Here is a 21279-nt window from a genome sequence, read left to right as displayed (position 1 = left end):
CTGTCCTAGTCAGCATCGTTTTGGATGACTGCCGCGATCGCATCTTTTGCATTCGCGCGAAACTCTTGCACGCTGACTCGACCAAGCAACCAAACCGCTAAAAACATACAGCATGCCTGCAACGTAAACACTAATCCATACGCAATGACAAGATTAGGCGTCAGCCGTTTACCTATATCAAGCGCGGCTCCACCGATCACAGTAGACAATCCTTTCGCCAACGCTTGAGATAATCCCCACGCGCCGATAAATGTCCCTGCCGTTTCTGCCGCCGTGAAGTCGAGCATTAGCGTCAGCGCTCCAGTGGTGGTTACACCAGAGGCTAAACCAAAAATCAAAAGCGCTACCTGCAACGCTTTAGGATTCGCCGTAAATCCTGCGAGAATCACCCAAATCAGAGAGGCGGCAGTTAATAAACAGCCCCACTTTGCCGTTCGGCGTTTGCCGATTCGTGGACTCATCAGAAAGCCTGCAATCATAATTCCAACGACTGTTCCAGTTCCCCAGAATGCATTGAGGCTGGCGGTTGCACCAATCGGCATCTTAAACACATCGCCGCCATAGGTTTCTAACACCGGATCTTGCATAAACAAGCCCAACGTCATAGCGACTAGAAACGTAAAAAATAGCTGAGTTTGGCGACTAGCGGTTAGAATTCGCCACGCTCGCCCTAGCGAAAGCTTGCCCTCGGTATTGATCACCGATCGCGAGGCAAACCGTGAATACTTGCGCTCAACGCCCCAGGTGGCGATCCACGCCAGACCCAAGACGATTAGCGGCACAATGATAAACAATCGATTCACCGCCGCCTGAATCGCTTCGATCGAGGCATCAATCGAAAGCTTTTTCAGCAAAACGCCAATAATAATCGCTCCAATAATGGTTCCGCCAATTAGCATCGACCAATCGATCGCGATAATCTTCGAGCGATCATCTTCTTCAGTCACATCCACCAACAGCGTTGCAAATGGCGTAGAGCAAGCACTCACGGCAATTCCGTATAGCCCGAACATCAGCGCGAGAAAGCCTAACCAACTATAGGTTTGAGTCGTCCAGCCCGTTGCTTGCAAACTCGCTCCCGCTTGCCACATCACCTGAACCGTGAGATAAGCCAAAATTGCCAAACTCGCGGCTCCGATCAAAACATAGTTCGTCCGGTGCATTCCCCAAAGCGGCTTTGAGTCAGAGAGTTGCCCAAACACAATCCGAGCCGGGGCCACAAACAGCGTTAATGCCAAAATCACCGTGGCGATCGTCGCGGGCACTCCCAATTCTCGAATCAACACGCGATTGAGTACGCCAAACACCAGCACCGACATCATGCCAAGTCCCATCTGAAAGAGACCCAACCGAACCATAGTGAGGATACTCAATCGAGGCAGCCTGACGCTGTTCCCGCCTAGGGATGAATCTGAAAAATTATTGGTTTCCATGGCGATCAAAGCCTTCTAAAAATGATTCTAGACGAGTCTTAATTGTGCATTCTCTAAGCTATCAGGTTGAAGAGGCATTGTTTGCGTCGGCTCAACAAAAGCATAGCTTCAGCCTTGCGATAGTGAGTTCTTTAGGAGCGATTGTTACACTATGTAAAGAGAATGTGTAAAGGAAGTTTTACAAAGGATTCTATGGAAACCACAACTCAAACGCTCACCTTAGGCACAACGGATGTCGTCGTGCCCCCAATTGCCGTTGGTACTTGGGCTTGGGGCGATTCATTATTTTGGAACTACGGTAAAGAATATAGTGAACCACAACTGCGAGAAGCCTTTGAAGCCGCGATCGCGGCCGGAGTCAATTTCTTCGATACAGCAGAAATTTATGGCTTTGGCAAATCGGAACAGTTTTTGGGTCAGTTTATGAAACAGACTGGGCAACCTGTTTCCATTGCCACCAAATACATGCCGTTGCCGTGGCGATTCTCAGCGCAATCGGTGCATGACGCTATTACAAGCAGCCTCAGCCGCTTACAAGTCGATCACATCGCGCTCTACCAAGTTCACATGCCGTTCGATTTCTTCATGGGCAAGAAAACCTTGATGGACGCGTTAACAGACGAAGTGAAACGCGGTAGAATTGGTGCGATCGGCGTCAGCAATTATTCTGCAAGTCAGATGCGCGAAGCTCAGGGCTACCTTGCCGCAAAGGGTGTTCCTCTGGCCGTGAATCAAGTGCGCTATGCCTTAATCAATCGCGAAATCGAGACCAACGGAATCTTAGAGACTGCCCGCGAGTTGAACGTCACAATCTTGGCCTATAGTCCGTTGGCACAAGGGCTGTTGACCGGAAAATACACGCCGGACAATGCCAACCAAGTCACAGGCGCTCGCAAGCTTGACCCGAAATTTAGCCAACACGGGTTAGAGCGGCTCGCACCAATCGTACAGAAATTGCAGCAGATTGGCGAAACCCACGATCGCACGCCTGCCCAAGTTGCGCTAAATTGGCTGATTGCTCAAGGGAATGTGATTCCGCTTCCGGGGGCTAAAAATGCAAAGCAGGCGCGGCAAAATGCGGGGGCGATGGGCTGGGCGATGAGCGATGACGAATGGACGCAACTCGATGTGTTGACGCGATCGTACCGATAAGGACTGTGGATTAAGTTAAGACCAGGATTTGCCCTCGCCTTAACCCTTTTCATAGGGAGGGGAACGCTGCTCCCTTCTCCCGAAAGAGAAGAGAAGAGTTGAGGGCAACTTTACGGATGATGCTTATTTACAGATGATGCTTAGCAATGAGACAGGCTTGCTAAACATGAACAAGACTAGAAGGCTCTGACGCGATCGCGTCAGAACTTAGCGGGTCGTAGCCGAGTTGCTGCGAAATTCGCTCTCGTGCGATCGCTCGGTACTCCAAAAAATGTTCACCTGTTGCGCATAAGCCAAGGTACACATTCAAAAATTGCGGTTTTTGAGTCAAAATCACCCACAACTGTCGCCAAAACTGCATCCGAATGCCAGGGCGACGAATGCCTTGCAACCAAAGCAATTGGCTCATTAGCCTCAGTCCTTTACCGGGTGGAAAGTGCATAGTTTGCTGGAGTCTAGGATTCGGGGTGATTTCTAGGCAATGCTGAAAACAGCGTTTCAGATAATTGGTAGGTTCGTACATCGTCCAAAGTGCGGTGAGATATTCCTTGGCAATATCACCGAGGGGACGGGTCGGGGTAAAGTTCATGAGTGTATTTTGATCCCCAACTTCCAGCGCTCCGTGGCTCGTTTGAAAGAGACGTTGTTCCTGATCTAGACGAGTCCACAAGGCCGTATTGGGCAAGGCTTGCAACACCCCTAACATTGGCTGCGGAATGCTTGTCTCTTCAACAAAGGCTTGAATGCGATCGCCTGCGCCGTCTCGCTCACCGTCAAACCCAATAATAAACCCAGCATAAATTAGCAGTCCTGCTTTGGTGATGGTGTTACATGCCTCCGTGAGAGAGTGACGCGTGTTCTGATATTTGTGGGTCACTTCCAAACTGTCTTGGTCGGGTGTTTCAATGCCCAGAAAAACGCCATAGAATCCTGCCTGTGTCATTAGATCCAGCATCTCAGCATCTTCAGCTAGATTAACAGAGGCTTCGGTGAGAAACGTGAACGGGTAGTTGTGCGATCTCATCCAGGGGATCAGCTCCCGCAAGAATCGTTTGACATTGCGCTGATTGCCAATAAAGTTATCATCGACGATGAACACAGAGCCGCGCCAACTCAAATCATAAAGAGTTTGTAGCTCCGCTAATGCCTGATCTGGGTTCTTCGTGCGGGGCTTGCGTCCATAAAGCGTGATGATGTCGCAGAATTCACAGTTAAACGGGCAGCCGCGCGAAAACTGAATCGCCATCATCAGGTATTCATCCATCTTGAGCAAGTCAAAGCGAGGCATCGGGCTGAGTGTTACATCAGGTTTCTCGCTGGCTCGAAACACTCTAGGTGAGGGCGATGCGTCTTTAGAGTGGGACTCCTGCTCGATTGTTTCCAAAAACATCGGTACAGTGATTTCGCCTTCATCCAAGATTAAGTAATGTGCGCCCGATGCGATCGCGTCTTGTGGAACGGAGGTAGGATAGGGTCCGCCCACCGCAACTTTCTTGCCCTCCTGCACCGCTTTCTGGATCAGATGATGAAAATCTGCTTTTTGCGCTAACATCGCTGAAAGAATCACAAGGTCACACCAATCCCAATCCGCATCGGTTTCAGGGCTGACATTGCGATCATAAAAGCGAATCTCCCACTCTTCGGGCAACAATGCCGCAACGGTGATGATTCCCAAGGGCGGAATGGACGCCTTGAGATTTGCCATTTCCATGAAGCGATCGTAAGACCAAAACGTTTGAGGAAAGCAGGGGTAGAGTAACAGTGCCTTCATATTCTGTCCTTGTAAGTGGAATGGACACGAATTGAGATTCACCTTCATGTTATGTCTATATTGCGGCTTAGCGATTCATCTTTTGATGCGTTTTTGTGATGGTGAGTCTGTTGTAAATTTAGCGCTACCGGGGTTTAGATCAAGCCGCAAACCATTGCGATATCTGCCTAAAACGACGTTTTGGAAGATGACTACCTAAAACGCTGTTTTGAAGGAAACGATGACTACCTTTGAGTCGCCGTAGACGTGTTTCCATCCAAACACAAAATAGAATTTGAAGTAGCATTTGGTAATCTAACGAAAAGGTTTGCAATGATATGTTACTGACCAGAATTGGAGTTTGCCTTGAGAACGATACCCCGTAACGTCCTCAAGACCTGGCTCTGAGTTATCTCAAAGTTTCTGGAGGTGCGACATTGAGGGTCACATTTGCAGAGCGGGATTGGTTACTCTGAGATTTAGCATTTGGAGTCGTCACCCGCGGCGAATTTAAATCGATCGCGTTAGGCAGAGGAGCGGGAGCAGGCTGATGAGAAAGCCATGCTACACCCCCCGCTAGCAGGGCAGCATACCCTACATAAAGATGTGCTGGACGGAGAGCAAGATGACCGAAACTAATGGGAGAAGACTTGGTTTGAGGATGATACCAAGACGGCAAGATTGCTTTTACCGGATCGGGAGTAGGCACAGTATCTAATAATTGCTCAGGGTTGAGATTCAGAGCTTTTGCGATGCGACGAATGAAACCACGCAGATAAATGTCTTCCGGCAAATGAGCGCCGTGCCCTGACTCGATCGCTTGGAGTTGGTGCAATGGCACAAGCGTCTTGCTACGCAATTCTTCCAGTGACATCAGTTGTGCTTCTCGTGCAGTACGAATTCGATCGCCTAAATGATTTAATCCGACTTGCCGTTGCTGTTCTTCGAGATCAATTCGATGAGATGGATTAGCTCGTTTGCGCCAGCCTGGAACAAGGTTGAGCAGATCAGGATCAGAGTCATCTGAAGACTCAATTCTAGGTTTCTGAACCTGCACTGGTGCTTGAGGCTTGACCTCTGCTAAAGGTGCTTCTACTGTGTCTGGCTGCTGAACCACTTGCCGCAAGGCTAAGCGAATTGCTTCCCGTCCTACGCTTTTTAACAAAAATTGAACGCTGGCCGCTTCATTTTGGGCTTCTTCTAACCGCGCCATCGCGCCTCGAAAAACATCACTCTGGTATAGCTCCGCTTCAACTTGACTCAGCAGTTGCTTAAATCCTTCTATTGGCAGTTCGGCTGTATCGGTATTGCTTGGAACTCCAAAACAGAAGGCGGTATCTTGTGCCAACATCTCCCCATCCTCAAAAAATATAATCTACTCAACGCCGATCTCCCGTACTCCGGCAACCGTGGTTAGGCTCGGTTGCGAGGAAATACAGAATCCGAATTCTCTTTACGTTCTTTTTTCGCTAGATTGTTCGGCCTTCAGGATGGGTTTGAAAAGTTCGGGCAAGTTTTTAACGAATTTCAGTGTTACGTAGATAATTGGTTGGCTTTTTGCGCCCAATGCACATCATTGTCAGTGATTCCACCTGAATCATGAGTGGTGAGATCGATGGTGAGGCGGTTGTAAACATTGAACCATTCGGGATGATGCCCCATCGATTCTGACACCAAGGCCAGACTAGACATAAACCCAAACGCTTCAACAAATGAAGCGAATTTGAATTCTTTGTGCAATTTGCCGTCTTTCACCGTCCAACCGTCAAGTTGCGCGAGGTGAGCCTCTAACTCTGAGGGGGAGAGTTTTGGAAGAGTCATAGCTGAAGAGAGGGGGTCAACAATAGGGATGAGAATAACTACACGGCCTCAAGTACTCAGGGCGGCAGGTTTGACAGAGAGTTCGGTACGATTGGTGCCGATCGCAACTTCGTAGGAAACGCCAGGTTTGGGTTCTACTACTTGTGTCGTTGGGTGATGTTGCGCTAATTTCTCTCGAAATTCGTTCGGTGAGCCAATCGTGTTTAGCATTGACACTAACACTCCCGCGAACGTGATATCGCCTCCGGCAGCAGTTGGGATCATCACTTGAGGGTGAACAGCTTGCGCGAGTTTCAGTCCGTTCTGATTGCCTTTGATGATAGAACCAACTATTGGCAATGCTAGATCGATTTGAGGCGTGATCACGACATCAATTGGTGCAAATTTCTTTAGCCTAGAGTCATGGAATCCGTGAGGCTCATAATAAAGCTTCATTCCCGTGTCCAGTGCTGTAAATAGATAACCATTCTCTTTCGTCGTCGGACCGACTAGAGCACCGACGGTTGCTAAGATTTGAACCTGGTCTGCTAGGGTGAAGGTTTCGCCGTGAGCAAGGGCAATGACCTGATCAAATCCGAGGGATGAAGCGACTTTAGCGGCACTGGGCGACGCTACTACGGGAATTGACTTATCTAACTGTTTCAACGTTTCGGGATGAGCGTGATCTTCAATACCTTGAGACAATAGAATCAGATCGATGTCTTCTGGAATAGCGCGATCGCGCGATCGTGAGCCGCGAAACAGCCAGGTTAGATTAGCAAATATCAAATCACCAACTAGCCACGGATCAAGCAATATTCGCTTCCCCGCCAGCTCGATTAGCCAAGAATTATTATCTAACCACGTTAAATACATCATCGAAATCCCTAAACCTGAATGCCCATCTCAAGCTTAAAAGATTGGCTACAAATTTACCTCAAAAGTTTCTCCCAGCGTTGTCACCTGGTCGCCGTTGCCTAATTTTCGTCCGCGTTGGGTTTCAATTTTGCCATTTACCCGCACTTCTCCGTCTTGAATCAGAAACTTTGCCTGTCCTCCAGTCTGAGCAATGCCAACTAATTTAAGAAATTGGTCGAGCTTAATTGTCTCTTCGCCATTCATATTGACTTGAACCTAGCCTTTGAACTTTACTCTATCGCGATTTGACAACTCTCCGTAACGAGGGAATTCATCACGTCAGTCGTTTGAGCGTTATAAATAGCACCAACCCCATCGTCTGGCATCTAATACTTAAATAATTAGAGATTTTATTGACCTCGCTACCTCAGGGGTTTTACGGTAGCTAGAGATAGAGTGTGTTCAGATCATTCCTTTCTGTTTGACCTTGGGTTATCAGTTCCCCAGCTAATTTTACGGAGCAACCAGTTCATGCTAGACGCCTCCTCTAGCGAGAATGCATCTCTCGCAAATCGATCTCCATCTGTGCCCTTAGAAACCGACGCGACCTCTCATCACCGTCATGAGGTTGAGCGTGATCTTGATACAAGAGAACCTTCCTCGCGTTTTAATGCTGATCGAGACGAACAGCCTATAAAAAACGATCGCTTCTCGGTATCAGGTCGAGTGACTCACCCAGACTCGCTTCCTGCGATCGGAGATGACGATCTTTCAGCGCTTACGTTTTTGTTTGACCGATACGAGATGTCGGAAGTTGAAGCCGATCTCGATCTCGCTCTAGCAAAGCTAACCCCCGAACCTTGCTGGGAAGATGAAGAACTGGAGTTCGTGCATCACGATTAGGCAGCACCAACCGCGTTGATGGCAGCTTCGAGCGCGATCGCAACATGTGTCCAATGCGTTCCTCCCTGACAAAACATAGTGTAGGGTTCTCGCAAGGGGCCATCTGCCGAAAATTCTGATGTGCTGCCATCAATAAACGTGCCGCCTGCCATCACCAACTCGCTTTCATACCCTGGCATTCCTGATGGAACTGGGTCTAGGTAAGACCCAATCGGGGAATGCTGTTGAATGGCGCGGCAGAATGCAATCACTTTTTCGGGCGATCCTAGTTTTATGGCTTGAATCACATCCCGACGCGCCGCCAAGGGAGCCGGATTCACCGGATAGCCTAACTGGTCAAAAACATACGCTGTCAAATGATTGCCTTTTTTTGCTTCCCCCACCATTTGCGGTGCAAGAAACAAGCCCTGAAACAACAAGCGATTTTGATCAAACGTTGCTCCGCCAGAACTACCCACTCCAGGAGCCGTTAATCGACACGCGGCCAGTTCAACCAAATCGGCGCGACCTGCAATGTATCCTCCTGCTGCTACGATCGTGCCTCCCGGATTTTTGATCAGCGACCCTGCCATCAAATCGGCTCCGACAGCAGTCGGTTCCCGCTCATCCACAAACTCGCCGTAGCAGTTATCTACAAAGCAAACCGTGTTCGGATTTTGCTGTTTGACATAGAACACAATCTTTTCGATGTCCTCAATCGATAGGCTTGGTCTCCAAGAGTAGCCGCACGATCGCTGGATCGTCACCATGCAAGTGTGGGGCTGGATTGCAGACCTTAACGCTTGCCAATCGATAGCTCCTTCTGACGTGAGTTCTAACTGTCGATAAGAAATTCCGAAGTCCTTTAAGGAGCCTTGAGCCTTACCCCGGATACCAATCACCTCTTCAAGGGTATCGTAAGGCGCACCAGCAACGGAAAGTAGCTCATCGCCAGGGCGCAAAACCCCATAGAGCGCCGCCGCGATCGCGTGAGTCCCCGACACAAACTGTACCCGAACGATCGCGGCTTCTGCACCAACAATTTCGGCGAAGACACGATCCAATACTTCTCGCCCCAGATCATCGTGCCCGTAGCCTGTAACCCCTGCAAAATGGTGTACTCCAACCCGATGGTTGCGGTAAGCACTCATCACTCGACGGAGGTTTTTCTTGACTTGAGCATCAATAGTTGAGAACGTTTCGGAGAGCGAGTGTTCTGCTTGTTGTACTAGCGTTGAGCCGTCCATCCTGCCTCTTTTAATTATTCACAAACGTTAAAAAACGTTTACAGTAGAGATTGCGAACCATTTTGCCCCGTTTGGAATCCTGTCCAGCGCGATCAATGAATTGAGACAGCGTTGAACTTTAGGAGCAACCGGACAAGGAGAATTATTATAGTACTCTCCCCGTCCGCTCGTCTTTAACTACTGGGCAGAGGTCGCACCAACTAGGACACTATCGTTCGAGACTTTTTCATGACTGTTGCAACTCAAAAAACTCAGCTTAGTTTTGATTGGGCTACCTTCCTTTTTATGGTGGCGGTTCATGTAGGCGCGCTGTTTGCGCTGCTACCCAGCAATTTCAGTTGGTCAGCCGTTGGCTTAGCGGCAGTTCTGTACTGGGTGACAGGCGGACTGGGAATTACTCTGGGCTGGCACAGAATGGTGACTCACCGCAGTTTCCAGACGCCCAAGTGGTTAGAGTATCTACTCGTGTTCTTTGGAACGCTAGCGGTGCAAGGCGGGCCTATCTGGTGGGTGGGGTTACATCGCCATCACCACTTACACTCCGATGAAGATGTCGATCACCATGATTCTAAGAAGGGATTCTGGTGGAGCCACATGGATTGGATGATTCACGATGTCCCTGCCGTTCAAGAAATTCCGAAGTTCACAAAGGACATTGCAGACGACCCGGTTTACAAGTTTTTGGATGATTACTTTTTGCTGATTCAAGTAGCGCTTGGAGTTGTGCTGTACTTAATCGGCGGCTGGTCATTCGTTGTGTGGGGCGTGTTTGCCCGTTTGGTGCTGGTTTACCACTGCACGTGGTTGGTGAACAGTGCAACGCACAGATTTGGCTACCGTACCTATGACTCAGGCGATAATTCTACCAATTGCTGGTGGGTGGCGCTGTTAACCTATGGGGAAGGATGGCACAACAATCACCACGCTTATCAGTACTCTGCTCGTCACGGCATGAAGTGGTGGGAATTTGATATGACCTGGATGACGATTCGGCTGTTGCAGGCACTAGGCTTAGCAACCAAGGTGAAGTTAGTTGAGAACACGGAAACGTCATCGTAACGAATGACATGTTCTTAACGGTTTAATCGAGTTGGGTTGCGGCGATGCTGTGACCCAATTTTTTTCGGTTGCGATCGCGATTGCATGTCGCACCTTATTCCTCCTGATCTACCCCTGCCCCATGCCTTGAATAATGTGCTTCATGGTGGTGAAGGTCTCTAACCCGATCAATCCTCTGCGATGTCCTTTCTGATTTGACATGCCGAGAAAAATAGCATCCCCTCGCTTCGGGTTGCGATAGAACCGGGGCGACGCATTAATGTAGGTCGAAGCACTGTAGACTCCCAGCGCAAACCGCCGACTTTCTTGGTAAGACTCTGTGACGAGGCAATCGGCATGACCGCTACTGTGCTGATTAATCCAATCGATCGCCTCTCCCATTCCATCCATCGCCTTAAAGCTAATCACGCGATCGAGATACGCTTGCGACCACTCTGATTCTTCAGCCAAGATTAAGTCTGGAAATTCCTCGACAAGTTCTGCATCGCCGCGAAGCTGAAACCCCTTTTCTCTCAAACTATTCCATAACATCGTCACCGACGACGGATTTTGCTGCCGGTGAATTAAGACTTTCTCGATCGCATTCACCGGGTCAGGCTCACTCTGGTGGCTGTCTAGAATCATCCATCGCGCCATGTCCAAACTGCCCGATGACGACCAGTATAGGTAGCAATTCCCCATCGTCGATCGCAGAACTGGAGCGGTCGCTTGACGAACCACCTGCTGGACTAAACCAGGTCTGCCATAGGGAATCACCAAGTTCAAGTAGCGATCTTGAGTGACCAATTCTCGAATCGAAGTGCCTTGTTCAGCGGGTAGAAGCTGCAAACTTGCGGTTGGGATGCCTGAATCTTCCAACGCGCCCCTCAGGGCTTGAGCAATTACACTATTAGAATGGCTCGCTTCACTACCACCCTTGAGAATGAGACAGTTACCAGTTTTGATACACAAGCCCGCCGCGATCGCACCGAGTTCGGGAAACGCCTCATAGACGAGAGCAATCACACCCAAGGGCATTAACTGCGAGTAGGTCTGACACTGATCAACCTGAAAATTTCCAGTCATTACCCGACCGATGGGATCGGGTAGCTCGCTCAAACGCTCTAAAATTTGAATTGCCGTCTGTAACCGCTCTGGAGTCAGCTTTAGCCAGTCCAGCAGTAGCTCTGGAACCGCCATTTCGCGGCTGATTTCCAGGTCTAACGTATTCGCCTCTAAAATTTCATTCTGTTGGCTCTTCAGAGCATGCGCCATGGTTTGAACGGCCTGGCTGCGGGTGAGTCCGCTAATATTCGTGACGTCCCATGACACAGCATAGGCCTCTCGCAAGGCTGCCAACGGGTCAATCGCTCCCTCCAAAGATGCTTCAGTCATCGGGCTACCGTCGATAAGCTAACCAAACCATAAGCGCAGGCAAGATCGCCAGCACTAACGCCACGATCGCCCACAAGATTATATGCGCTCCAGAAGGAGAATGGAGGGCTACGGGTAGCCAAATGCTCAGCAGCACCAGTAATATCCCTAATGCTAAGGGCAAATAGCTATCTCCCAAGCCAGGATGAACGACGTTCCATTGCTGTCCTGTCCAACGCCACGATCGCTTATAAGGATAGGTCGTAGACAACTGTTCAATCACATAACCGTTGTCTTCAACAACAAAAATTTGCTGACAGCGAGTGCAGCCAAAGGCTTCGGTTAACGTAATCGGCGTCAAGCGTCCTCGCCGCCGACAGGGACAAGGATAATCAGTGTTAAATTCGATTTTGTTCGGCTTTTGTGTCTGCACGAGTAATACAGAAACCAGAGTTTCTTAAAGAGATTGAGCTAAAGTTGCGATGGGTTTTCGTCAAGCTCTGCAGGGGGGTGCAGAGCAACGTCTAGAGGAGCGCAGTAACTTCTATAACACGGTCTTTCTACAACACGGCCTAAACAGGCTAAATGACACTAGAGGTTAAAGGACACTACTCGCTATGATGAAAATCTTATCACTCTCGCTTCGCTGACTGACCCTGCCTTAAGATTCAGTTGAGATTGCGATCGCAGTTTGTCCCAGTTCCTAATCTAGTTCTTAATTCATGGCTAAGCAATCAAAACCGTCAGAACGAAAAGTTTGGTCTGAGTTTGGGGACTCACCGGCCACAGAACGGGCTGTACCAGATTTGCCGCCGCCTCAGCAGGAGGTGAGAATTCAAGTGTCGCGCAAAGGGCGAGGCGGGAAAACGGTGACGGTGATCACAGGATTTCAGCATAAGCCAGAGACGCTGACCAATTTGGCGAAGACGCTAAAAGCGCAGTGCGGCACAGGTGGCACCGCGAAGGAGACCACGATCGAGATTCAGGGCGACCACGCTCAAAAGCTGTTACAAAGTTTAGTTGGGTTGGGCTACAAGGCCAAAGTTAGCGGAGGCAAGTAGGTGATCATCACGAGTTTTCTAGCTGCGATTTGATTTAAGAGTTGTGTAACAAATTATCTCTGATTCTCGTTTCGGTGAGAGAGTATTCAGTAGTTTCAGGGATAACTTCACCGTTGGGGTGGTTCACGATGCAGCTTTTTCGACAGCTTTTTCGAGTGTTTGAAGCGTTTGTGCGGCAGATAGTCAGGCTAGACTCTGTAAGACACACGGGCTTGGTTTTTATTTTTGTAGTCACCGTAATTAGCGTTTTTTCTGTCAAATCGACTACGGCCCAAGTTCAGTTTACGGACATTCAAACTCACTGGGCGCAACCTTGTATCGCAGCTTTGGCCCAAAGAGGAATCATTGGTGGATTTCCAGATGGACGGTTCCGCCCGGATGAAACAGTGACCCGATCTCAGTTCGCCGCGATCGCAGTCAAGGCATTTCCGGCGATCGTCAGTTCACCTTCCCGTCCAGCGATCACTTTTAAAGATGTCCCTTTAAACTATTGGGCAGCCGATGCCATTCAAAAGGCTTACCGCGCCAACTTCTTCTCGGGATTTGGGGATCAAACGTTTCAACCCGATCTCAAAATCATTCGCGCGCAAGCTCTGACCGCTTTAGCCAGTGGTTTAAAGGCGGCACCGTCGCAGTCCGTGGATCTATTCAAAACGTATAGCGATGCGGGGACGATCCCGAACTATGCAGCGGGAGCGATCGCAGCGGCCACGCAAAAAGGATTAGTAGTCAATTATCCCAATGCCCAACGATTGGAACCGACCAAACCCGCTAGTCGTGGAGAAGTCGCTGCGCTGGTATGTCGTGCTCTACCAGAAACCGCTGGATTAGTCTCTTCAAAATACCTTCCCTCCACGGTTGCAAAACGTGAGATTCGCGGCGTTTGGCTCACTAATATTGACAGCGATGTTTTATTCGATGCTACTAAGCTCAGCAATGCTGTCACTGAACTGTCTCGCTTAAATTTCAATACGCTCTACCCTGCTGTCTGGAATTGGGGCTACACGCTTTATCCGAGCCAAATTATGAAGCGAGATCTGGGGTTTGACGTTGACCCGAGAGAGATTGCGGCAGGACTACGATCGCGAGACATGCTAAAGCAAATTATCACCGAAGGACATCAAAAGGGACTAGCGGTGATCCCGTGGTTTGAGTTTGGCTTTTTTGCTCCCAAAGATTCTGAACTCGCTCAAAAGCACAAAGATTGGTGGACAACGAAGCAGGATGGCTCAGTAGACGGTGATCCCCGAGGATTAGACGGTCGTCAAATTCCAATCTGGTTTAACCCATTGAAGCCGGAAGTCCAAAAGTTTATGGTGGATTTAGTCACGGAAGTTGTGACCAACTATGACGTGGATGGTATCCAATTCGATGATCATTTTGGCTTGCCTGTGGAGTTTGGCTATGACGATTACACAGTGAAGCTTTATCAGCAGGAACACAACGGAAAGTCGCCGCCAAGATACGATAAAGCTCGCTGCGATCGCGCAGGCATGAAAGATTCGTGCCCAGAATTTTTGGCAAAAGATCCGCAGTGGGCAGAATGGTTACGTTGGCGATCAAACAAAATCGAACAAGTCTTGAAGCAAGTTTTTCAAGCGGTTAAAGCCCGCAAAAATAGCGTGATCATTGGGTTGTCTCCCTTAGATCTGCCCTATGCTTATGAACGTGCACTGGTGGATTGGCATAAATGGCAGCAGGATGGACTGATCGAAGAGCTAATTCCACAAATTTATTTTCAAGGGCAAAAATTTGTCGATCGTATCGAGCCTGCAACGCATCCGGAACTGAAACAAGCCCGCGATCGCATTCCCACCGCGATCGGCATTCTCAGCGGCTTATCCGGCAACCCTCGATCCATTGACGAACTCCAGCGACAAGTGCAAGCTGTGCGCGATCGCGGCTACTCGGGCATGTCGTTCTTTTTCTATGAAACGCTTTGGAACAAATCGCCCGAACCGACGGATGCGCGAAAAGCGGGTTGGCAGTCTCTATTTTCATCGAAAATTGAGCGAGCCGAATTGTGATGTAGAACGGTGAAGAAAGACATTTAATCGTTAGCAGTAGATTTGGTAGATGTAGTGGATGATTCCTCTTTTTCATCTGCTACCAAATCTGCTGCTACTTTTCTCAACAGGCAATTCGTTCTATCAAGGCTGACTTTTCCCACGGCGCGAGCTTAGGCATTCCCAATCCAAACCCTTGACCTAAATCTACTCCGATCTCTTGGCAAAACTGAATATCTTCGGGCAATTCCAAGCCTTCTGCCAGCACTAAAATTCCTAACTCATGAGCAAAATGTAGCAAACTCCGAACCATCACCTGTTTAAGCTCGTAGCGACTGCACTGATGCACCAACCGGCGATCAAGCTTAATCACATCCGGGCGAAACTGAGTGCAGTAGTGATCGATCGCAACGTTACTTGCTAAATCATCTAACGCCAGTCCAAAACCCATGTCTCGAACTTGCTGAATCAGTTGTGGCAGATCGGGATGATCTCCAAGGGCTTCTACTTCGGTCAGTTCAAACACAATTTGCTCAGGGCGCAATCCTAGATCAAGGACTTGCTGACAGTTTTCCTTAAGAGAATTGGGATCTTGCGCGATCGCGTTAGGTAAAACGTTGATGAAAAAGGTGGGGCGAGGCTCAGATTCACTAAGCGGCTGACATACTTTGCCTAACGCATCCAAGCAAGCCGTTCGAGCCACGTTGTCAAACTCTTGGGTCATATTCATCTGCAATGCCGCCTCAATCAGTTGCTGACCCGTAACTTCTTCGCCTCGCGCTCCCTGCGCCCGTGCTAAACACTCATGCGCTACGATTCGTTCTGATGCAAGATCGACAATCGGCTGGAAAGTAAAAAATAAGCCCTGCTGGGTTAAGACTTGTAGAAACCAAGCGTGTTTGATTAATAAGGTTAAGTCTCGTAGGGATTGAGCATTGAGGAACTCAATCAAAAACGCTTTAGAATTAAGCGGTGATCGCGTCAAAATAAATCGAGAATGACATTGCCCATCGTCTGGCAAATACTGAATTATCTTTAGAAATAGTTCTGGAACGGTAGTTTCTTCAACCGTGCAATAGAGCAGTTGAGGAACCATCAGAACTTCTTGAAAGCCCAATTGGTAGAGGGCAAGATGGGCTTCCCCATCGCTGGGTTGCACAATCAGTTTTAAAGAATCATTTAACGGGTCCACGTTTCGCACAGCTAACCGTTCCCTTTGCCGTATAACATAAGTTCACACCACAGTAGAGCGGCCGACTCAAAGGTGTACTAGATATAACAACATACATACTGCCTAAAACACGTGTTGTGCTGTTCGCCACCACACCTTACTGTAATTAGTTACGAGTCTGAAATTTATCTATAGATTGAGTCAGTGGTTACAAATCTTGAAGTCCTGATTGGTACACGCAAAGCATTACTCCAACACCGTAATTACGCCTTCAGAGTAATGTAAATTGTTTACTCAAGCAACTTCTCATGTGCTAGTAGCAACATAGCTTATGATCCAACCTTCTTCATTGTATGGAAACTTAACAAAATCAAAAGATTCGTTAAGTTTTTCTACATTATTGCAACAATTGCTCGATCGTGAGTCTTTATCGTTAGAGCAGGCCGCGTTTCTGATGCAGGGCTGGCTAACCGACGCGATTCCACCCGCTCTATCGGGCGCACTTCTAGTGGCGATTCAGGCCAAAGGCATATCGGCATCGGAACTCGCCGGAATGGCACAAGTCATCTATGCTCAAGCGGCTTCCCCCGTCTCCTTTACCCCGCATTCCACACCGCTGATCGATACTTGTGGAACCGGAGGCGATGGCGCTTCAACCTTTAATATTTCAACGGCGGTTGCCTTTGTCGCGGCGGCGGCAGGGGTTCGAGTGGCAAAACATGGCAATCGATCGGCATCAAGTCGAGTCGGGTCGGCAGATGTTTTAGAATTGTTGGGCATTCATTTGAGCGCGTCACCGGACAAGATTCGAGCCGCGATCGAGGCGGTCGGCATTACGTTTCTCTTCGCTCCAGGCTGGCATCCTGCGCTTAAAACCGTTGCGCCATTGAGACAGCAATTAAAAGTAAGAACTATTTTCAATCTGTTGGGTCCGTTGGTCAATCCACTGCGTCCGACAGGACAAGTGATTGGAGTGTTTGATGCCAGCTTGCTCGACGCGATCGCAGGGGCCCTAGACCAACTCGGTGTGAAACAGGCGATCGTGCTTCACGGCAGAGAGCGATTAGATGAAGCGGGCTTGGGCGATTTGACCGATCTAGCGGTTCTCTCAAATCAGCAGGTTCACCGCACGAGCCTTGATCCCCAGGAATTTGGATTGGTCTCTGCATCGTTAGACGATCTAAAAGGTGGCGACGTAAACACAAATGCAGAAATTCTGCAAACCGTCCTGCAAGGAAAAGGAACGCCTGCCCAGCGAGATGTGGTTGCTTTCAATGCAGCTCTAGCGCTACACGTGGGAGAAGCGGTTACGTCCTATGAGCAAGGCATCGCTCAAGCTCGCGACATTTTAGACTCTGGGGCAGCCTGGGAGAAACTCAACCAACTCGTTGCATTTCTGAAGTAGAAAGACGTAAAAAAGTAGAAAGAAGTAAAAAATGATTTGCCCACTTATTCTTCTGGCTCATTTATTCTTTTGACATTGAGCGAACTCCACCACGTCCCGTTTGATCGAGAGGTCACAGTCTCCAAACAGATCGTGACCTAGTAGTCCGATATCCAGTGGGCCGATTGAGACTGGCACATCCACGATCGTATTATTTCCTACCGCAATCGAGCGAAGAAACCCGATCTGCACGTTTGCGACACCTGCAGCAGTTTGGGCTTTCGTTGTGCCAACGACTTTGACGCCCAAACGCTCTGCCATTTCTTCGTTAATCATCGTGCTAGATGCGCCTGTATCGACCATCATTTCATAGCGCTGACTGCCGTTAAACACCACATCAATCACAGGAATCCGGTTTTTGCGATATTTAATCTTGACGCGATAAACGTTGTCTCCCTCGCTATAACTCGGTGCTGACTCCGCTTTGCTGATCGGTGCGTCGATGCTAAACCCCGGATCAATAACCTTGATATTCTCCTTGCCCATTCCTTTAGCTCGACGTTCTGCTACGACAAGGTTGCGCTGATACTCTCGAAGTTTTTGAACCGCAAACTTTTTATTGGGATCAGCGTTAGGTACTTGTTTGAGCAGCGCGATCGCGTCTCGCCACCGTCCGATCACGAGTTCCCAATCTTCCGGCGACTGAGCTGATTCAGTAATGCTCTTTGCACTATCTGCGCGATCCATTGCCAGTCGATAGCTCTCATCTTGAGGCGTCTCTTGAGGCACAGGCGTCTGTTCTGGTGCAGTCGTTTTAGCTTGTGGCGGTTTTACTTTGGCAGACTGCATCTGACTACACGCCAAGTTGCTCAAGGCAAAAATGCCTGCGATCGCGAGTAGGAGTGTGCCAGCGCGAAAAGACTTGGGCATGGAGTGACATCAGGTAGGGAGAATATTACCTTAAGAGTTCCAAAAATCAGCAGAACACCATCATCCCCTACGCGAATCTGTCTGCTCTTTACACATTTCCCAACAAACCCCGTTGCCACCCCCCGGAAATCAAAAACTCGTGGAATAATGAGGGGAATTTATCGTAACTGTGCTATGTCTCTCACTGCCGCTCAACCTGCATTACTTGTCTTAGCAGATGGCACGACGTATTCGGGCTTTTCGTTTGGGGCTACGGGAACTACCCTTGGAGAAGTTGTGTTCAATACGGGCATGACAGGCTATCAAGAAGTGTTGACCGATCCGAGCTATCGGGGGCAAATTATTACGTTTACGTACCCGGAGTTAGGCAATACGGGCGTGAATCTGGAGGATGAAGAATCGAGTGCACCCCATGCTAAAGGAGCGATCGCTCGCAACATCTGTGATCGCCCCAGCAACTGGCGATCGACGCAATCATTGCCAGATTACTTGAAGCAGCATAATATCGTCGGCATTTACGGTATCGATACCCGTTCTCTGACTCGCAAGCTGCGCTCGGTTGGAGCTATGAACGGAGCTATCTCGACTGACGTTCTTGATCCGTCGGAGTTATTAGAGCGGGTGCAAGATGCGCCTAGCATGGCGGGATTAAACTTAGTCAAAGAAGTGACAACGCCAGAAGTGTATGAATGGTCAGAAGTCACCGACAAAGAGTGGGAATTTAGTCCTACAGCACTACCCGACAGTTTAGAACTGTTGACGGTTGTGGCGCTTGATTTTGGTATTAAGCGTAATATTCTTCGTCGGTTGGCGAGTTATGGCTGTCGTGTGGTTGTCGTCCCGGCTGATACTCCAGCCGATGAGATTCTCAAGCATAATCCTGACGGCATTTTTCTATCGAACGGACCCGGCGATCCGGCAGCCAATTTAGACGGCATTGCAACCACAAAAGCGCTATTAGACGCCCAAAAGCCCGTGTTTGGCATTTGTATGGGGCATCAAATCTTAGGGTTATCTCTTGGAGCAGAAACGTTTAAGCTCAAGTTTGGGCATCGCGGGCTGAATCAACCTGCGGGACTGAAGCAGAAAATCGAGATTACCAGTCAGAATCACGGCTTTGCGATCGCTGCTGACTCGTTGCCTGATGCCTCGGTCGAGGTGACGCATTTGAATCTGAATGACCAAACGATCGCCGGGTTGCGCCACAAGACGCTTCCCCTATTTTCTGTCCAGTACCACCCAGAAGCGAGTCCAGGTCCCCACGATGCGGACTACTTGTTTGAGGAATTCGTTAAAGCAATGCGGGAAGCAAAGTAGAAGAGGTGAGGGACAAGCTGAGGTCTCTAGCAACGCATAGCAGCAATAGGTGATGACAGTTAGGTGAGTGATGTTGTAGACCTGTGCTTGAACGATCTGCCCTCGTAGAGACACAATCAATCAGGTTCTCACGATATGGCATTGAAGCTGATCAACGGGTCTGCACCGCTACCGAGCTATCTGAACGAGTTACACCTAATTTGATCGCTATAACCGTTTCACATCTCATCCCTTTTGCAATTTCCTTCCCTAGTAGTAGCAAACTGCCTTACAAGAGTGTATACTTAAGCCTCGAATTCATAGATTTCAAGTCAGCGCTAGGAGGGAGCTATTCCTGAGCAACTTACCCTAACAGTTAGTCTAAGAGGCACACGAGAAGTTAGGGATAATTATCAATTGTTTCGCCTTACAGGTCTGTTGGATGCATTTTCCGAGCCAACCTTCCGCAAGGTTTTGTCAAAATGTGTTGATGATGGTCCAAGAAATGTCGTACTCGACTTGTCTACTATCGATTTCATTGATAGTTCCGGGCTTGGCGCATTAGTACAGATTGCTAAGAAAGCTCAGTCTGCTAGTGGTACGATGCAAATCGTGACCAATCCACGAGTGACGCAGACCGTCAAATTAGTACGCTTGGAGAAGTTTTTGGCGCTACAACCCTCAGTGGATGTGGCGATTGAGAATATTAAGTCCGCCTAGATTTGGTTTAGATCTAAAGAACCGCTATCTATAATTTAGATAGTCGGTTTTTTAGTGATTTGAAGAGCAGTCAGGTTCAGAGCAGGTAGGGTGTTGGAATAAACAGAAGGGCAGTGGATAATAATTCAGGCATCTCTAACGATCCCTCTCCTCTTATTGGCAGTTACTTAGGTTTACGGCTCAGTGCTAACCCATCTGTGTCTTCTGCTCAAGCTCAATGTCTTGCCCCTGCTGCTTTAGCCTATCTGGGCGACGCGGTTTATGAACTCTACATTCGTCAGCATTACCTATTGCCTCCAAAACGATCGGACACTTATCATCGTCAAGTCGTCGCTCAAGTCCGCGCCGAGCAACAGGCAGATCACTTGCGATCGCTGCTGCCTCACCTAACCGAGATTGAACAAGGGATTCTCAAACGCGGTCGCAATGCTGCTTCTAACCGCCCAAAGCGGCTTAATCCCGAAATTTATCAACAAGCAACAAGCCTCGAAGCACTGGTAGGTTACCTTTACCTCACCGATCCGTCGCGCCTTCTAGAGCTACTGAGCACTCTGAAACTGGACGAAGAGATAAAGGGATGACCAGGTGAAGGAAATTAGACGCTAGAATCGATATCTTGCGATTTCATGATTCGGCGTCTTAGATTTCCATCGCAACTGAATATCTCTTCACCGTTGACTGGTTGCTTTACCATTGACCGATTATTCACTCGTCAGGAAAATTACTATGGCTACCGAGAAGCGCAACTTTAACTCCCCCAATCGGTCAGGTAAGAAGCCTAGATTTAAAGGCAAGCGGCCCCTTGTTGGCGGCTCGCGTCCTAATGGGCCAACGTTGCGGCGAAAGCGATTTGATGACGATGCACCCCGCGATCGCTCTGATTCTGACAACTACTCCGAAGATCGGGACGTGCGCCGCGAGAGTCCGAAAAAACGCTCCGATCGCAGTTCTTCGGACTTTGGCAGAGCGAATCGAGAGGGTCAGCCAGAACGCCGATTTGACGAACGCGGTGGCGGCTATCAGGGCAGGCGAGATGCGCGTGACGGGTCGAGACGGCCTGACAGCAATTCTTCAGATTTTGGCGGAGCCAGTCGCGGTGGGTATGACAAGCGCGATGGCCGTCGTCCTGAATCGCGAGATCGGCGACCTGAGACGGGTGGCGGCAAGCGATTTGACC

Annotated in this window: 21 protein-coding genes; 10 read left to right on the top strand and 11 right to left on the bottom strand. The window is 49.0% G+C overall.

Features of this window, described 5'->3' with window-relative positions:
• Window positions 1-5: 5 nt before the first annotated feature.
• Window positions 6-1358: a BCD family MFS transporter gene (locus AC5JLB_RS13695; RefSeq protein ID WP_495874386.1), complete on the bottom strand. Its 1353-nt coding sequence runs from the start codon at window positions 1356-1358 to the stop codon at window positions 6-8.
• A 267-nt stretch (window positions 1359-1625) separates the two neighbouring features.
• Between AC5JLB_RS13695 and AC5JLB_RS13690 the strand changes: the two genes are divergently transcribed.
• Window positions 1626-2585: an aldo/keto reductase gene (locus AC5JLB_RS13690; RefSeq protein WP_495874385.1), complete on the top strand. Its 960-nt coding sequence runs from the start codon at window positions 1626-1628 to the stop codon at window positions 2583-2585.
• Window positions 2586-2745: 160 nt separating this feature from the next.
• On the opposite strand, the gene AC5JLB_RS13685 is transcribed toward AC5JLB_RS13690, so the two are convergent.
• The 5 genes from AC5JLB_RS13685 to AC5JLB_RS13665 form a co-directional block, all read right to left on the bottom strand.
• On the bottom strand, window positions 2746-4356 hold the full coding sequence (locus tag AC5JLB_RS13685; protein WP_495874384.1) for a B12-binding domain-containing radical SAM protein: 1611 nt from the start codon (window positions 4354-4356) through the stop codon (window positions 2746-2748).
• 388 nt (window positions 4357-4744) lie between these two features.
• Complete coding sequence (locus tag AC5JLB_RS13680) at window positions 4745-5686, bottom strand: helix-turn-helix domain-containing protein (protein ID WP_495874383.1); 942 nt, start codon at window positions 5684-5686, stop codon at window positions 4745-4747.
• Between the two features lie 182 nt (window positions 5687-5868).
• Window positions 5869-6156: a 4a-hydroxytetrahydrobiopterin dehydratase gene (locus tag AC5JLB_RS13675; protein WP_495874382.1), complete on the bottom strand. Its 288-nt coding sequence runs from the start codon at window positions 6154-6156 to the stop codon at window positions 5869-5871.
• 48 nt (window positions 6157-6204) lie between these two features.
• The gene (locus AC5JLB_RS13670) at window positions 6205-7014 is read right to left on the bottom strand and encodes an MBL fold metallo-hydrolase (protein ID WP_495874381.1); all 810 of its coding nucleotides are present in this window, start codon (window positions 7012-7014) and stop codon (window positions 6205-6207) included.
• A 45-nt stretch (window positions 7015-7059) separates the two neighbouring features.
• Window positions 7060-7257, bottom strand: coding sequence for an RNA-binding S4 domain-containing protein (locus AC5JLB_RS13665; protein WP_495874380.1), 198 nt, complete (start codon window positions 7255-7257; stop codon window positions 7060-7062).
• 267 nt (window positions 7258-7524) lie between these two features.
• Between AC5JLB_RS13665 and AC5JLB_RS13660 the strand changes: the two genes are divergently transcribed.
• Window positions 7525-7896 (top strand): hypothetical protein, encoded by a 372-nt coding sequence (locus AC5JLB_RS13660; protein ID WP_495874379.1) that lies wholly within the window; start codon window positions 7525-7527, stop codon window positions 7894-7896.
• Here the strand turns inward: AC5JLB_RS13660 and AC5JLB_RS13655 are convergent.
• Window positions 7893-9122, bottom strand: a complete 1230-nt coding sequence (locus AC5JLB_RS13655; RefSeq protein ID WP_495874378.1) for a methionine gamma-lyase family protein — start codon at window positions 9120-9122, stop codon at window positions 7893-7895. The genes AC5JLB_RS13660 and AC5JLB_RS13655 overlap by 4 nt on opposite strands.
• 228 nt (window positions 9123-9350) lie before the next feature.
• On the opposite strand from AC5JLB_RS13655, the gene AC5JLB_RS13650 reads away from it, so the two are divergent.
• Window positions 9351-10181: an acyl-CoA desaturase gene (locus AC5JLB_RS13650; RefSeq protein WP_495874377.1), complete on the top strand. Its 831-nt coding sequence runs from the start codon at window positions 9351-9353 to the stop codon at window positions 10179-10181.
• 108 nt (window positions 10182-10289) lie between these two features.
• Here AC5JLB_RS13650 and AC5JLB_RS13645 read toward each other — a convergent pair whose 3' ends face one another.
• Complete coding sequence (locus tag AC5JLB_RS13645; RefSeq protein ID WP_495874376.1) at window positions 10290-11555, bottom strand: glutamate-5-semialdehyde dehydrogenase; 1266 nt, start codon at window positions 11553-11555, stop codon at window positions 10290-10292.
• A 4-nt stretch (window positions 11556-11559) separates the two neighbouring features.
• Entirely contained in the window at window positions 11560-11967 is a 408-nt protein-coding gene (locus tag AC5JLB_RS13640; protein WP_495695890.1) for a hypothetical protein, read from the bottom strand.
• A gap of 289 nt (window positions 11968-12256) precedes the next feature.
• Here AC5JLB_RS13640 and AC5JLB_RS13635 point away from each other — a divergent pair, with 289 nt between their 5' ends.
• The gene (locus AC5JLB_RS13635; protein WP_495874375.1) at window positions 12257-12595 is read left to right on the top strand and encodes a translation initiation factor; all 339 of its coding nucleotides are present in this window, start codon (window positions 12257-12259) and stop codon (window positions 12593-12595) included.
• 128 nt (window positions 12596-12723) lie between these two features.
• On the top strand, window positions 12724-14622 hold the full coding sequence (locus AC5JLB_RS13630; RefSeq protein ID WP_495874374.1) for a glycoside hydrolase family 10-like protein: 1899 nt from the start codon (window positions 12724-12726) through the stop codon (window positions 14620-14622).
• A gap of 103 nt (window positions 14623-14725) precedes the next feature.
• On the opposite strand, the gene AC5JLB_RS13625 is transcribed toward AC5JLB_RS13630, so the two are convergent.
• Entirely contained in the window at window positions 14726-15802 is a 1077-nt protein-coding gene (locus AC5JLB_RS13625; RefSeq protein ID WP_495874373.1) for an EAL domain-containing protein, read from the bottom strand.
• A 301-nt stretch (window positions 15803-16103) separates the two neighbouring features.
• Here AC5JLB_RS13625 and trpD point away from each other — a divergent pair, with 301 nt between their 5' ends.
• A complete protein-coding gene (gene trpD / locus AC5JLB_RS13620; protein ID WP_495874372.1) occupies window positions 16104-17177 on the top strand; it encodes an anthranilate phosphoribosyltransferase in 1074 nt (357 codons plus the stop codon).
• Between the two features lie 57 nt (window positions 17178-17234).
• On the opposite strand, the gene AC5JLB_RS13615 is transcribed toward trpD, so the two are convergent.
• Complete coding sequence (locus AC5JLB_RS13615; protein WP_495874371.1) at window positions 17235-18086, bottom strand: retropepsin-like aspartic protease family protein; 852 nt, start codon at window positions 18084-18086, stop codon at window positions 17235-17237.
• 174 nt (window positions 18087-18260) lie between these two features.
• On the opposite strand from AC5JLB_RS13615, the gene carA reads away from it, so the two are divergent.
• The 4 genes from carA to AC5JLB_RS13595 form a co-directional block, all read left to right on the top strand.
• Window positions 18261-19403, top strand: coding sequence for a glutamine-hydrolyzing carbamoyl-phosphate synthase small subunit (carA, locus tag AC5JLB_RS13610; RefSeq protein WP_495874370.1), 1143 nt, complete (start codon window positions 18261-18263; stop codon window positions 19401-19403).
• A gap of 330 nt (window positions 19404-19733) precedes the next feature.
• Window positions 19734-20102: an STAS domain-containing protein gene (locus tag AC5JLB_RS13605; protein WP_495695963.1), complete on the top strand. Its 369-nt coding sequence runs from the start codon at window positions 19734-19736 to the stop codon at window positions 20100-20102.
• A gap of 113 nt (window positions 20103-20215) precedes the next feature.
• Window positions 20216-20683 carry a Mini-ribonuclease 3 gene (locus tag AC5JLB_RS13600; protein ID WP_495874369.1) on the top strand — a complete coding sequence of 156 codons (468 nt, stop codon included), beginning with the start codon at window positions 20216-20218 and terminating at the stop codon, window positions 20681-20683.
• 145 nt (window positions 20684-20828) lie between these two features.
• Window positions 20829-21279 (top strand): hypothetical protein (locus AC5JLB_RS13595; RefSeq protein ID WP_495874368.1); only part of this gene is annotated, 451 nt, incomplete at its 3' end.

Source organism: Myxacorys chilensis (assembly GCF_059505265.1).
This window is presented reverse-complemented; position numbering and strand designations above follow the sequence as displayed.